The organism is Longinema margulisiae, from assembly GCF_025266855.1.
GTDB lineage: Bacteria > Spirochaetota > Brevinematia > Brevinematales > Thermospiraceae > Thermospira.
Window position 1 is genome coordinate 1496821 of sequence record NZ_CP053071.1, and the last position, 14396, is coordinate 1511216.

Here is a 14396-nt window from a genome sequence, read left to right on the forward strand (position 1 = left end):
CTGCAGGTCTCCTGAAAAAAACGTTACCATTTTTTTGATATTTTAAATACGAAAGTAAGAGATATGACAGGTTTTGATGTTCGTGACTTATGTTGGGGAAGAGAAAGTTTTCAATTAAAAAATAATCCTTTGTTTGTTCATTTGGTTTTGTTTGTAATAAGTGGTGCTTTATTAAAAGCTTTATTAGAAAAAGGATACAAACCTTCAGTTATGGTTGGCCATAGTTTAGGTGAGGTGTTAGCTGTTTTGTGGGGAGGGGCTTTTTCTGTGGAAGATAGTCTATATCTGATAAAAAGAAGAGGAGAATTGTTTTTGCAAGAAAAAGAACAAAATAAGAGTGATATGGTGGCATTAATTGGAGAAGAAGAACAACTTTTGGAATGTATTAGGTCTCTTCAGGAAAAATTTGAGGTTTATGTTGCTAATTATAATTCGAAAAAGCAAATAGTTGTAAGTTATCGAAAGGAAGATTACTGTAATATTATAGAAATTATTTCGAAAAGTGGAATAAAGAGTGTGTTTTTGAATATAGGAAATGGTTGTCATTCTCCTTTTTTGCGAAATATAGACAGATCTTTTAGTGAAGAGGTTGAGAAGTTGTTTGTGAGAAAATTGGATTATACGGTTTATTCGGTTTCGTTTAACTCTTTTTATTCTGAGGAAAATTTAATTAAGGAGTATTTGAAAAAGCATATGTTGGCACCTGTTTATTGGCAAAATGCTATAAGTAATATTTGTGAGAGTTACAAAAAAGAGTTTGTTATCTTGGGGTTTTCTAAGGTAATGAAAGGTTTGATAATAGAAAATATTCCGGCTGCGAAAGTTGTATATGCTTCTAATTTGCTGAAAGAAAATAGTATCAATAAGGAGGTTTAATGAAAAGAAAAAAAATTGTTTTTATTTCTTTTTGTGTTTCTTCGACAGGTGAGTTATCTTTTTTTCTGCAGTTGAGTCGTTCTATTGATTATGAGAAAATGGATATAGAGTTGTATGTACATTCTTCTCAAAAATATTTAGTGAGTGGTTTTAGGGGGGAAGTAATAGACTTTGATTGGAAGGACGGAAATTTTACTGTAAAGGAAAAAATTTTTTTGGAAAGAAATGATATAGACGGTGTTATTTTTTTGGATCTTCAAGCCTCTTTTGAGGAGGGAGTTTTCCTTAGTGAGAAAGAGATTGATAAAATTTATTTATTCTGGGAAAAGCTTCATAAAAAAGGAGTTTTTGTTGGAGTGATGGACTATTTTACTAATTTTGAGGCTAGCACATTGGATATTGAAAATAATATATTAAAAGCTAAACAAGAGATAGATGTTTTGTTTTTCAGGTTGTTAAGTAATAATGTAAAACCTGCTACTTTGTCTTTTTTGAAGCAATACTACTATAGGAAAGTAGAAAAAGGAATATGGTTTCTTCCTTCTTATATTTTTGCTATTCGCCCGGTCCCTTTTACATGGCCCATTGAAGAAAAAAAGGAAAAAAATGTTTTTTATGTAAAAATTAATATGTTTTCTTCCCAGATTAGTAATAATTATTCTCCTATTGAGGAAAAAAAATTTGTAATTTTTGTTCTCTCTAAGTTTATGAAATTTTCTCAGACGCCAGAGGATCTTCGAAAGATTTTTTATTACGTTTTGAATAGATTGTTGGAGTTTATTGAGGTTGAAGAAGTGAAAGTTATTGATCCTATTGGTTTTATAGAAGATGGAAAGTATGGAAAAATAGACATATCTTCTTATGAATGGGTGGACAGAAATGTATTTAATTGTTGGTTATCACAAGCAAAGAGTGTATTTTCTTTTGTTCCATATGCTTTTACTGGTCTTTATACCATTTTAAAGAAGAATTATTTTGTTGCTATTTCCTCATCTCAACCCTCTTTTTTGATTGATTTCAAAGAAGGTGCCTTGAGTAAACCTTTTCTTAAATTTCATGCAATGGGTATCGTCAGTGATTTAGTATTTTTTCATAGACTTATCGAAAAAAATCCCTATTTTGACTGCGTTGGAAAAATTGATATGGGAGATATTGAATCTTATAAGAGGGTGTTTTATGATATTGAAAATGGAGCGCTTTTATCAAATATTGAAAGGTATCTTTCTTTACTGGAGAAATTATCTATTCCTGATTTCGGGGAATTGTTGGAGGTTTTGTGATTTGAGATAATTTTTTTATTTTGAGTGCTTGATTTTTGAAAAAAAAGAAAGTATAGTATAAAAGGAAAAAGGGGGTTTGTTATGAGACAGAAAGTATGGTATGGAATATTGATGTTATGCTTTTTTTCCTATTCTTGGTCATTGGTGATCCATAAAATAAAGGTAAGCGGGAATACTTTTACTTCTCGGGATCTTATTTTAGGGGTTGCATCGGAATTGTATGAAGGTCTGGAAATTGCTGAAAAAGATCTGGAAAGAGTGGCGAGCAGAATAGAAGAGAGATTAAAGAATACGGGATGGTTTTATTCGGTAAATGTATATGTTGTACCAACTTCGGCAGGGGATGGCTATAGAAACGTTATCATTGAAGTGGTAGAGGGGTTTCTCTGGAGATTTGGGGGTGGAAATGCTTATGCTATGTTTGGGAAAGAGAATATTGGTGGAAAAGGAAGGAAGTTACTCGTGTATCTGGGCTATAATCGACAGGGAGTAAAGTGGGGGTGGGAAGAAATATTGCCGCGTTTTTCTGTAGGAGGAAGATTGGGCAATTTTGATGATGCTTATTATACAGAAGATGGTTCTCGCTATTCTCTTCAAAAGATAGGAGGAGACGTTCAGTTTTCTTATCTTTTTTCCTGGGATTCCCGGTTAGGAGTTCACGCGGGATATGAAGCGGTATTTGAAGAGAACTATCATTTTCTTTTTCCAGAGGCGGGTATAGGGGCATTTTATCTTTTTGATTCGCGAGATGATATTTTTTCGGCCAGAAAGGGGTTATATGGGAAGATCGGCATCGAATGGTTGTACCTTACTAATAGTATATGGCAATATGATGGGAGAGTGTTTCTGCCCCTTTTTGGGGGAATGAGACTAACCTTTCGAGGGTTGGTAGAGATTGGAGAGAATCTACCGATACAGAAAGCATGTCATCTTTTTGGGATAAATGGTGTCCGTTCTTTTGGTCGGGACCACAGAATGGGTGAGATAAAGGTTTTAGGGAGTGGGGAATTGAGAAATACATTTTTGCGCACGGTTGTTTTTGGTTTTTTAAATGTGGTTTTTGAGGGAGTGGTTTTTTGTGATGTTGGACGTTGTGAAATGATGGATAAAATGAATCAAATTTTCTCTCTTGAAGAAATACCATTTGGTTGGGGAGGAGGTATTCGTTTTTACTTTATGGAGCCTGTATACGTGCCTTTGCGTTTTGAGGTAGGCTTTAATGAAAAGTTCCAACCACAGTTTTTCTTTGCAGTGGAGGAACCATTTTAATACAGCTTTTTAAGTCGATATAAGGAGGATTTATGAAAAGAGGAAAATGGATAGGATGGTTGCTTGTGCTTGTGGTGACACTGGGTTATGGAATAACAGGGAAAGAAATTTTAAGCAAGGCTGATATGTGGCGGGCGCCTTCTTCGTCTTTTGAAAGTCGTGTTCAGATAACATCCTACCAGGATGAAACGAAAGTAGAAGAAGTGGAATTGATTGTCTATGTTCGGGATATTGAATCAACGATGGTAGAGTTTATGGCGCCTACAAGCTGGAAAGGAAAAAAAATGCTTATGTTAAAGAATGACATGTGGATGATTTTCCCCAATGCCAGTAAGCCAGTACGTATTACTCCAGCACAAAGGTTGATGGGTGAAATAGCCCATGGTGATATTGCACGAATGAATTTCGCCAAAGATTATGATGTTCTGGCGGTGAGTGAAGAAAAGATAAACAACATGGATTGTTATAAACTTGAACTTCAGGCTAAAACAATGGAAGGGACTACGTACTATAAGATTTATTACTGGGTTGCTAAAGAAAATTATATGCCTGTGAAAGGAGAGTTCTTTTCGGCGAGCGGTCGAAAGCTGAAAGAAGCTCTCTATGGAGAACCAGCATTGTTAGCAGGAGCCGTGAGGATTTCTAAAGTGATTATTTATGATGCAATAAAGGAAAGTCGTTATTCTGTTATGAAATACCTGAGTATGACGGAGAAAAAAATACCATCTTCCTACTATAATCTTGATTATCTTTTGAAAAAATAGGAGGGAAAAATGAGGTGGCGATTTGTTTTGTGTTGGTTGTGTGTAAGCAATGTGTGTTTTTATTCCCTTTCACGGGAAGAGATTATGAAAACGAGTTCCTACTTTCAATCAAATCTTTTTACTATTCAAGATGTTGTGAGAAAGCAAAGTGTGACTAATAGTGACACTCTCCTGGTAAAGGCAATTCTTTTAAGTGCTATTGGAACGAAAACCAATGATAATAAAGTGATTCGTGAAGCGATTTCGCTGTTGGAACAATACGTAAAAAAAGAAAAAAATGCTTTTGCAGTAGCTTATCTTGCCATGAATTATGCGCTGGTGGCACGTTATGACAATAATGCTTCGATCAAAACTCAGTATTCTCAGAAGGCGATTCGCACTTTTCGTGAAGCAGTAGAACAGGATAAAAAAGAATGGTATATTCGGTTCTTGAGGGGCAATGTTCTTTTTGAGTTTCCAGAGTTTTTTGGAGTGATGCCCACTGTAAAAGAAGACTTTTTCTATCTGGAAGATTTGGTAAAGAAGGGAGAATTGAAAGACCCTTCTATTCTGGTAAGTGTGTACTATTTTTTAGGGGAGATTTACAAACTGGATAAGAAAATTTCTCAGGCCTTATCCTATTGGCAGAAATGTGTAGAGATAGCAGACAAAGAGGGAATGGTGAACGAAGATGTGGAAAAGGCCAAAAAAAGAATTGAACTTTTTTCGGATTAGGAGGACCCAATGCCTATTGTAAAGTGCGAAAAAGTAAGCAAGGTGTATCATCTTGATAAAGTGGAAGTAATTGCATTAAAGGAAGTAGATTTTTGTATTGAGGAAAAGGATTTTGTATGTATTATGGGACCAAGTGGTTCGGGAAAGACCACACTTCTTAATCTGATTGGGTGTATAGATGTTCCAACGAGCGGAAAGGTTCTGGTTCATGGGAAAGAGACAGCTCTCATGAGTGATGATGAACTTTCTGAGTTCAGGAATAAGACGATAGGGTTTATTTTTCAATCTTTCAATTTGATACCTGTACTCAATGTATATGAAAATGTGGAATATCCCTTGGTTCTGGGAAGGCAAAAGGTGGACAAGGAGTGGTTATATTATCTTATTGAAAGAGTGGGATTGATGAATTATATAAAACATAAACCTGATGAACTTTCTGGAGGCCAGAGACAGAGAGTGGCGATTGCGCGGGCCCTGGCTGCAAAACCCCTTCTGGTTATTGCGGATGAGCCCACGGCCAATCTTGATTCAAAGACAGGGGAAGCTATTGTTGATCTTCTTCTGGAGTTGAATAGGGAAAAGGGTACGACTTTTATTTTTTCCACTCATGCTGAAGCCTTAGCGAAACATGCCAAGAGGGTTTTGCATATTTCTGATGGGATTCTCTGTGAATAATTGGGAGGAGAAAAATGATAGTATTTTTGAAAGTGGCGTTGAAAAATATTTTCAGAAGTCGGGTTAGATCGCTTCTTACCATTCTTTCGCTTGTGATTGGGGTAGCTGCTTTGATGATGCTCAATGGATATTTTAAGTATTCCATATGGGGATTGAGGGAGTCAATGATTCGTGGAGGAATAGGACATTTTCAGGTGTACCAGAAGGGTTTTACCGAAACGACAGATGAAGGAGGGTATACTAAGCTGATCGATGGGTATAAAACCACACTTCGTGGCTTATACGATATAGAAGGTGTATCTATGGTGGCTCCGAGGTTGAGATTTCAGGGTATTTTATCGACAGGGGATACGAGTGCTTTGGTGGTTGGTTTTGGTGGCTGGAGCGAGGAAGAATTGAAGTTGAATTCTTTTGGAGTATTAACAGATGGTTCTTTTATTTCGGATGAGGAGCAACAGGGTGTGGTTATTGCTTCTGGGCTGGCTAAAAAACTGGGGGCAAAGGTTGGTGACTATCTCACTCTTATGACTACAACGAAGGGAGGAGGAATTAACGCTATAGATGTTCATGTTAAAGGGATTATCACTTTGAGGATAGAGGAATACAACAATACGTTTATGATAGTTCCTCTGTCTCTTGTTCAAAATCTGATAGGTGCACCCAATAGTGTGGATAGACTGGTTTTGATTCTTCAAAGGACTGAAGATACCGCACGGGTAGAGAAGCAATTGAAGGTTTTTTGTGAGAAGAACGGTTTTGAGTATAAAAGCTGGACGGAACTGGCCACCTTTTATTCACAGGTGAAAGAAATGTATGAATCTATTTTTAATGTGGTTCTTGTGATTGTATTAGGAGTTGTTATTTTTGCCATTGCTAATACCATGACAATGAACATCTATGAAAGATTCAGGGAAATTGGTACTATTCGAGCAATTGGTGCCAAAAGAAAGGTAGTGATTCAACAATTTATGGTAGAGGGACTGCTTATGAGTGTGATAGGTACTGCTGTTGGTATTATAGTTGGTTTGCTACTTGCGGGAGTTATCAATTTGCTGGGAGGAATTTATATTCCTCCTCCTCCCGGGAATTCAGAAGGGTATTATGCTTTTATTACGCCATCCCTTTTGGAAGTGTTTTTCTATTCTCTCCTGTTTATTATTATTTCTTTATTGGCAACAGTTTTTCCGGCTTACAAGGCATCAAGAATGCATATTATTGAGGCTTTACGGACAATTTAGGAGGTCATGATGCTTCGTTGGATGAGAATAGGGTTATTTTGTTTGATGGGTTCGTTTCTTTATGGAGGAGTGGATGTTCTTTATCGATGGCAATATTTTTCCAGACCAGCAGTCTCTTTTCTGAATCCTGATAATGTTCTAGGACTTTATTCTGATATGGAAGGTTTTTGGGGCTTTTTCTGGTGGGAAAAGATAAGTTTTCTGGATGAGAGAATAAGAGTGAAGTTTTCTGATTATATGAGAGTGTATCCTACATCGGAAAGTGTCGTATTGTCTAATCGTATGAATGAAGGATATGTATCTTGTTCTTTTTCTGATTGGTTGATGGTAACGATGGGAAAAGAAGTCATCAAAAATGGTGTTGGGTATGTAAACAATCCTACAGATTACTTTGGGAAGAAAAATTTGGATACTACTTTGTCGAAAGAAAAATTTGAGAAATACAGGGAAGGGATAATGGGATTTAATGTCCAGCTGATGTGGGAAGGTATAACTCTGCAGGGGGTATTTGCTCCACGGTTGGTTATGGAGGACACTTCTGGTTGGGAATACTTGCTTTCCCCCCAGGAAACAAATGGCTGGCTTTTTCGTACTCGCTGGGATATGAGGGGATTGGAAATGACTTCCCTTTTATTTTATGATAATCAGTGGCGGGGAGGAGTAAATCTTACTTATGTAATTGGAGATAATCTCGAGCTTCATTGTGAGGGAAGTATCTCTGAAAAGGGTTCTTCTTATGAATTGGGTAAGGAAGATGTCTATGGAGGACCTGTGGTAATAGGAACAACAAATATCATTGTGGAAAGAGAAAAGAAATGGCCTCTCTCTTTTGTGATAGGAGGACACTATACCTTGAGCGATCTGGGGATTACGATTATGGGGGAATATTATTACAATGGTCATGGTTTGTCTTCTGTAGAATGGAAGAAAACCTGTGAGACTGTTGAAAGTAGTATGCGGAATTTTGAAGCCACGAATGTGTTTGCTATGGCGAGTTTACAGACAATAAAGTCGTTTGTCGATAGGTACGGATTCGGAGGACTGGTTCAGCATTATGCTATGGTACGGGTAAGTAAAGAATGGCAAAACTATGTGAAGGGAGAAATTACGTGTTTGCAAAATCTGGTGGATTGGAGTGGTTATTGTATTCATCGTATCGTGAAGGAAAATCCAGATGTTCAATGGGAGATAAATTTTGGGTTTGCTTATGGTGAGGAAAAAAGTGAATTTGGTATGGTAATTGATAAATTTCAGGTAGGAGCAGGTATAACTGTTTTTCTTTGACAATGGGCTCAAGAATTTTTTAGGTTTCTTTGGAAATTTATGGGGGACTGATTTTTTGAGAGAAGAAAATAGAAAAAATCACCCCTCCCTTCTTGCTATACAGGTGAAAACCTCTGTGTCTTCTCCTACTCCTCTGTCAAAGATGCACTGCCAGCCGTAGGTATCGACAATGTCAATGAGTTTTCCTACCTTCAGAGAAAGGGTGATACAGAGGGTACCTTCATTGCGGATGGCTGATTCAAGGGTGATATCAGGTTGATTGAGATAGGGGAAAGACTCCCGAATCTCATCAATATCGACGATTTCCATAGACCCACCTCATCTTTTCACCTACATAGTATACCATAAATCATGAGAAAAAGCAACTGTGGGATGGGGATTTTGTTCGGATATGAAAGGGGCGTTGTCGTCTCACATTCATACAGGTTATCTTCACACAAAAACTGAATACTCGTTCGACCATCTTTTCTCTTTCTATTTTGGGCTATTTTTGTCACCCATTTTTCTTCTTTCACAAAGTAATCCCGTACGGACAAAGGGGGCGTTGTCCTCGTCGCATGCTACGCATGCGCCTCGGACGGACAATGCGCCGCTTTTGCGGGCAAGGAGAAAAACATCCTCTCCTTCCAGGGGAAGTCCTTCCTCCGTGGGCGACATCAACTCGTCCTCGAGACTTCGGCAACCACAACTCGTCCTCCTGAATTCGGAAGAAGCGCTCCCGCGCAGGGCAAAAGGGGCTCCGCCCCTTTTGAAACCCCGGCCACGCCCCTGCGGCGGTTTCTGTAGCCAACGACCTTCATCCCCCCTGGCGGGCTGGAAGAAAAGCCTTTAGCCCCGTTCTCTTCCGTAGTCGCCCGGGGACAGCCCTCCCTGTCTGACCCCGGGCTTCCTCGCCACCTCCTGTGGCTCGGACAGTGGTGAAAAGACGATGGCTTCCATTACCAGCCCGCAGGGCACGTGTCCCCTGCAGGGGCTTCTCTCAGGAGGCACCGCGGCAGGGGCGGGGAAAAGGCTATGACCTTGTTTCAGCAAAAGCCAGAGGTTAAATGTTTAACCTCCCCTATCCAGAACAAAACCACAGCTCTTGCCATGTTTCAGCAACACCCCAGCTCTCCACTTCTCTCACACAAAAGGAGACCCTTGCACGGGTGTTTTCTTCCCCTATCTGGGTCAGGGGCTACGCCCCTGAAACCCCGATTTTTCTGTTTACAAGGGCTGATTTGTCTTTTTTATTCAAAAAAATTGGTTTATTTATTACAGCACGGAATATTTTGATACTAATTTTTGTTTCTTTATTACTTTTTTGAGACCTTTTGCACATTCGTGCAAAGGTCTCAAAAGACCTATAACACACCACAGGACATACAAATACACACAACTCGTTTGAACAAAAGAGAAAGCTATCCCCCATCAGGCTGAAACAAGGTAATAGCTCTATCTTACCATAATGTTTTTAAGCATGACTCTTTTTTTCAATAGGCATCAGAATAGAAAGCTTTTGTGTTATTTCCCTGTTCATAAGAAATGTGAAAATAGGTATTCAGTTTCATATGTGGAACGACAAGGGATTTTGTTCAGATGTGAAAGTGGCAGCTTTTATTTTGAAAAAAAAGCCCCCTGGGAGATCAGGGGGCTTTTGTGTTGAGATGTCTTCAGGGCAGGGTGAGAGGACCCACGTCGTCCATAATCATGGGGCCCGCAGGATCTCCACCCATACGATACGCCTTGGGTTCTGGTTCAATGGGGCGGTTGGCGCTCTCCATGCCGTCATAATCCCAGGTAGTGATATAGATTTTCATGCCAGAAATGTCTTTGGGGTTTTCAAAGGCGGCAGAAGGATAGCGCAGGGTGATCTGACGCTTCTCCACATTGACGATGATTTTGGGAGAAGCACTTACCGGTGTTCCATAGTCTTTTTCACTGGCGCCTTTGCTGGAGAAGAGGTTGTTGTTCCAGCCACCGACCATGCTCATATAGTGCCAGGCAAAGTTAGCCGGGGCTTTTGCCTGTTGACGAGGAAGGACGGTAGAGCCCCCTTCTTTCCCGGGGAGTGAGAAGTAGATATAGAAAGTGACATGGTCAAAACCATTTTTGGGATTCCAGACGGTACTGATAGGTTTGGCCATGGTGAGGGTAATCATGAGGTTGTTTCTGGCGCGGAAAATATCGACACTTTCAATATCCATCTGATGGTTGAAAGAGGCATCGGTAGGGTAGAGATAATTTCCAAATGGTCCTTTGTCATCACCCACAGGATCTTTGACAGAAAGTACCTTTTTGTACTCTATCTTGACTTCAAAGGTATAGGTGGGACTGACCACGAAATCTCCGCCGGCTATCCCTCCGTAAATGGTACAGCGGTGATTCCCGTTGTCTAATGACTCGACTGGGAGAAGAACAGTCCATTCTCCTTTGTCGTTAAGGGAGGCGGGGATACCAGAACTGATTCGTCCATCAATGACAAGGAGAACGTTGGAGACACCACTTGCCTTGCCTTTGAGGATGATGTTGGTAGAGAGGGTACGAGCCTTGGGAATATCAAAGGAAAGGGAAGCAGAAGGCGTAAGGGTGGTATTGGTCTCTCGGATCATGGCGACGATGGTGGATCTTCCCTTGAGGAGGAAGGAAAGTTTCCCTGAGTTGTCAGTGATAAGGGGTTTCTGGAGCTTTCGGGTGGAATACAGCACCTCAAGAACAGAGGGCTTTTTTGTTCCAAGGTCAAGGTTGTCCACAAGGGTGTCTTCTTCAGAGGTATTGAAGATCACCACGGCAGTATCTTTTGTGGTTTTCATGAGATAGGCAAAGACCCCTGGACCTGTAGGGTCATCCTTGATGGGTATGATATCCCCTCTTCGGAAGACCTCGTTGGTTTTTCGAAGGTTGGCCAGATCGGCAAGGAATCTATACATTTCTCCATCGGTAGCGAATCGTTCCTTTCCACCGGAACCGTATCCTGTTGGGAAAAGTGAGGCACGGGTTTCGGTGAGTTTTTGTTCTGTTCCGTAATAGATCACAGGGATGCCGGGTATGGTGAAGAGAAAGACGAGGGCCTGTTTCAGAGCAGGAACACTGGCACCCTGAAGGAAACGGTTCATATCATGATTGTCTATGAAGTTCAAAAGAAGATGAATATCGGGGAAATTCTTCTTCAGGGCGTTGAAACGATAGGTCATGAGGGCTGTTTCTCCACCTTCGGCAAAGACACGCTTGATTTCCTGTTGGAGGGCGAAGTTGAGGACGCTGTGGAGTTCTGGTTTTTCTTTTGTCCCGAGATAGGAACTGGCCTCTTTTTCGCAGTCATCCTGGTAGGGAGTAGAGTTGAACCAGGCCTCTCCAAAGGCAAAGAAGTTGGTTTTGTTGAATTTTTTGGCCATCAGAGCCACACCGGGAGAAGACTCATCCTTATCATGAATGAAACGGAGCCAGAAGGCGTGGTCCACATACATGATGGTATCAATACGAAAACCATCCACCCCGACGTTGATGATCCAGTAGGTATAAGCCTCTTTGAGGGCCTTGATGACGATTTCATTGGTGGTGTTGAGGTCGTCAAGGTCTGAAAGCTGGTAGTAGATTTTCTGGTAGGGATCCTGGTAATTTTTGATAGGTGGAGTCCAGTGATAAATGCCCAATTCCCTCTGTTTGGGGTCTCGTGGGTCTATTTGATCGAAGGGATAGCGAGTGGGTTTGTCTGTAGGCAGAGAGCCCGTATTCATGACAAGGTTTTCTGTGACATTGGAGGGGTTATAGGTATTGGTGTAGGTGAAGAAGTTTCCTACATGGTTACAGACGATGTCCTGGATGAGGTACATGCCTCTCTTGTGGAGCATCACCGAGAGAGCCTGATAATCCTCGAGCGTCCCAAAGTGCTCATCCACAGAGAGAAAATCTCTTGCCCAGTAGCCGTGATAACCTCCATAATGGATGAGGGGATCCCACCATTGATTGGCTACAGGGGGAGTGATCCAGATAGCGGTAGCTCCCAGTCCCTCGATATAGTCCAGTTTGGCCGCAATACCAGCAAGATCTCCCCCTGAGAATTTGGCGTTTTCTTTGGGGTCATATTCACCGGCTTTCATATCATTGTTTTCTGGGTTTCCGTCGTTGAAGCGATCGATCATGATGAAGTAGATAATCTGGTCCCGCCAATCAGGGCTTGGGACATGAAGGTACTTTGCCTTGTCTTCTTGAGAGACAGAAAGGGTTGTCTGGGAGATGGGTTTTTGAGGTTCAGTGGACTTTTTCGTCGGTGAAGTGCATCCTGTTCCCACGACAAGACCGATGACACCAACAATTCCTAACACCAAGAGACTTTTTCTTTTCATCTTTCCTCCTTGTTTTGAAAGTGTGGGAAGGATTATACGAGAGGGGAGGGAAAAAGTCAAGAAAAAGAGTTAAACGTTTAACCACAACGTAGGTATCGTGTATCAGTTGAAAGTTGAAGGTGGGTAAAGGTGATAAAGTTGGAGAATCAGCAAGAGACGGCCGGCAATGAGAAGAGGATATCGTTTTGGTCATAGTAGAAGGCTATTTCCTTGTTTCAGCTCACGAGGGGGCTTTGCTGAGACATGGGAATAGCCGGGGCGGGAGACGTGTTTTTTACTGAAACAGGGTAATAGCCATGCTTTGGTATGGAAATTTTTCCCCACCCATTGACTTTTTTCACAAGAGAAGGTATAATGAAACAAAAACAAGGAAGAAACATGCGGTTTTCTTGTCAGGTTCATAGCAGGCGTGGGATTGTGATCCCTCCGGATTCTCGACGGTATCTCTTGTCTCTTGTGAAGGAAGCTATCAAAAGAAGTGGCCCGGATGGAGAGAGATTTTATGAGGTGTGGTATGCGAGCAATCGCCAGAAACCCTTCACCTTTTCGGCGTATTTTCCCCTGAAAAAAAGGGGAAGGGATATGGTTTTAGATGGGGATTTTTTCCGCTTCTTTTTTTCGACGAGTGATTATGAGTTTCTCATGCGGGTTTATAACGGCTTTTTGGCTCTGAAGGGGGATTTTGTGTTGTTTGGGAGTCCTTTTTCGATTGAACGGTGCCGACTGTTGCCTGAGAGAAGCTTTTCTACCCATCGGGCTACCTTCAAAACCCTTTCTCCCTTCTTGGTGAGGGATCCGGAGGATGGGGATTTTTATCTCTATCCTGAGGGGGCTCCCCTTCATACCCGTGATGAGGGAAAAACAGGGGACCACTGGAAGGTCTGGAAAAAGGCGTCCTTTGATGAATTGCGTTCGGCTATAGAGATGAGTCTTTCTTCGTTAACGAACCAGGAGGTGAAAATTCTCTCTCTTCAAACGGAGGTTATTCCTCTTGTTCACGGTTCGGGAAACCCTGATCATCCTTATATCACCACGTATCCTGGTCTCAAGGGAGAGATTACCCTTGAAGCTCCTCCTGAGGTTCTCTGTTATCTCTATGATGTGGGAATAGGGGCCCGTCGAAGTGAGGGCTTTGGGATGCTGGAGGTGGTGGAATGAGTGAAGATATAAAAAACACCCTCCAAGAGATAGCCTCTTTTATCAAACAAAAGTTTGGTGCCGAAAAAGTGATCCTTTTTGGGTCGTATGCGTATGGCAATCCTACCCAGGATAGTGATATAGATTTGCTTGTCGTTATGGAAACCAGAGAAAAATTTTCTAAGGAGGCTGCACGGATCAGAATTGCTATAGACGAAATGTTGCCTGATAAACCTATGGATATTCTTGTAAGGACACCCGATTTTATAACGGAAAGAATAAATAAAAATGATTTTTTTATAAAAGAGATATTGACAAAAGGAATACATTTATGAAAGAACTAACGCATCAATGGGTGATGAAGGCTGAAAATGATTTTAAAATAGCTGTAAAAGAAATGAAAAGTGATGAGCCGATTTACGATGCTATCTGTTTTCATTCTCAACAGTGTGTTGAAAAATACTTGAAGGCTATTCTACAAGAAAATGATCACTATATCGGGAAAATACACGATTTATGGAAAATAGCGAAGGATTGTATCCTTTATTTGAGAGAAGTGCAAGAGTTTAAAGAAAAGTTAGTCAATCTTTCGGAATATGCTGTTGAGGTTCGATATCCTGGTGTAGAGACAACAGAAGAGGAGGCAAGGGAGTCCTTTGAAACCTGCAAGGAGATAAGGAGATTGGTGAGAAAATATTTTGGTCTTGAGGTAGAGAATGGGTGAGATAGTTTTTTGTCTATTGGCTTTTTAATGGGTGAGGTGAGTTCTTCTATCTCGGGATTACTGTGTCCTATCGTCAAGACTACGCTTGACTTGCCTCTGAAAAGAGGTGA

Annotated in this window: 13 protein-coding genes; 11 read left to right on the top strand and 2 right to left on the bottom strand. The window is 40.8% G+C overall.

Translation table 11 applies throughout. From position 1 onward, the window contains the following. The first annotated feature begins 39 nt into the window (after positions 1–39). The 8 genes from BREVNS_RS06675 (at position 40) to BREVNS_RS06710 (ending at position 8100) form a co-directional block, all read left to right on the top strand. The gene (locus BREVNS_RS06675) at positions 40–876 is read left to right on the top strand and encodes an ACP S-malonyltransferase (protein WP_483428041.1); all 837 of its coding nucleotides are present in this window, start codon (positions 40–42) and stop codon (positions 874–876) included. Next, a complete protein-coding gene (locus BREVNS_RS06680; RefSeq protein WP_483426245.1) occupies positions 876–2156 on the top strand; it encodes a hypothetical protein in 1281 nt (426 codons plus the stop codon). Before BREVNS_RS06675 ends, BREVNS_RS06680 begins: the two co-directional genes overlap by 1 nt. Before the next feature lie 81 nt (positions 2157–2237). Continuing rightward, positions 2238–3425, top strand: coding sequence for a BamA/TamA family outer membrane protein (locus tag BREVNS_RS06685; protein WP_483426246.1), 1188 nt, complete (start codon positions 2238–2240; stop codon positions 3423–3425). Between the two features lie 32 nt (positions 3426–3457). Next, positions 3458–4189 (top strand): outer membrane lipoprotein-sorting protein, encoded by a 732-nt coding sequence (locus BREVNS_RS06690; protein WP_483426247.1) that lies wholly within the window; start codon positions 3458–3460, stop codon positions 4187–4189. 84 nt (positions 4190–4273) lie between these two features. Beyond that, positions 4274–4903, top strand: a complete 630-nt coding sequence (locus tag BREVNS_RS06695; protein ID WP_483426248.1) for a tetratricopeptide repeat protein — start codon at positions 4274–4276, stop codon at positions 4901–4903. A gap of 9 nt (positions 4904–4912) precedes the next feature. Further along, entirely contained in the window at positions 4913–5578 is a 666-nt protein-coding gene (locus tag BREVNS_RS06700; protein ID WP_483426249.1) for an ABC transporter ATP-binding protein, read from the top strand. 14 nt (positions 5579–5592) lie between these two features. After that, positions 5593–6816, top strand: a complete 1224-nt coding sequence (locus tag BREVNS_RS06705) for an ABC transporter permease (RefSeq protein WP_483426250.1) — start codon at positions 5593–5595, stop codon at positions 6814–6816. A 9-nt stretch (positions 6817–6825) separates the two neighbouring features. Beyond that, on the top strand, positions 6826–8100 hold the full coding sequence (locus BREVNS_RS06710) for a hypothetical protein (RefSeq protein WP_483426251.1): 1275 nt from the start codon (positions 6826–6828) through the stop codon (positions 8098–8100). Between the two features lie 78 nt (positions 8101–8178). Here BREVNS_RS06710 and BREVNS_RS06715 read toward each other — a convergent pair whose 3' ends face one another. Then, positions 8179–8409, bottom strand: coding sequence for a hypothetical protein (locus BREVNS_RS06715; protein ID WP_483426252.1), 231 nt, complete (start codon positions 8407–8409; stop codon positions 8179–8181). A 1343-nt stretch (positions 8410–9752) separates the two neighbouring features. Beyond that, positions 9753–12425 (bottom strand): alpha-amylase family glycosyl hydrolase, encoded by a 2673-nt coding sequence (locus BREVNS_RS06720; RefSeq protein WP_483426253.1) that lies wholly within the window; start codon positions 12423–12425, stop codon positions 9753–9755. A 378-nt stretch (positions 12426–12803) separates the two neighbouring features. Here BREVNS_RS06720 and cas6 point away from each other — a divergent pair, with 378 nt between their 5' ends. From cas6 to BREVNS_RS06735, 3 genes are read left to right on the top strand one after another with little or no spacing between them, the layout of a single operon-like run. After that, entirely contained in the window at positions 12804–13583 is a 780-nt protein-coding gene (gene cas6 / locus BREVNS_RS06725; protein ID WP_483426254.1) for a CRISPR-associated endoribonuclease Cas6, read from the top strand. Continuing rightward, positions 13580–13897 (top strand): nucleotidyltransferase domain-containing protein, encoded by a 318-nt coding sequence (locus BREVNS_RS06730; protein ID WP_483426255.1) that lies wholly within the window; start codon positions 13580–13582, stop codon positions 13895–13897. The genes cas6 and BREVNS_RS06730 overlap by 4 nt, the downstream gene beginning before the upstream one ends. After that, the gene (locus BREVNS_RS06735) at positions 13894–14286 is read left to right on the top strand and encodes a HEPN domain-containing protein (RefSeq protein WP_483426256.1); all 393 of its coding nucleotides are present in this window, start codon (positions 13894–13896) and stop codon (positions 14284–14286) included. Before BREVNS_RS06730 ends, BREVNS_RS06735 begins: the two co-directional genes overlap by 4 nt. Positions 14287–14396: the final 110 nt, after the last annotated feature.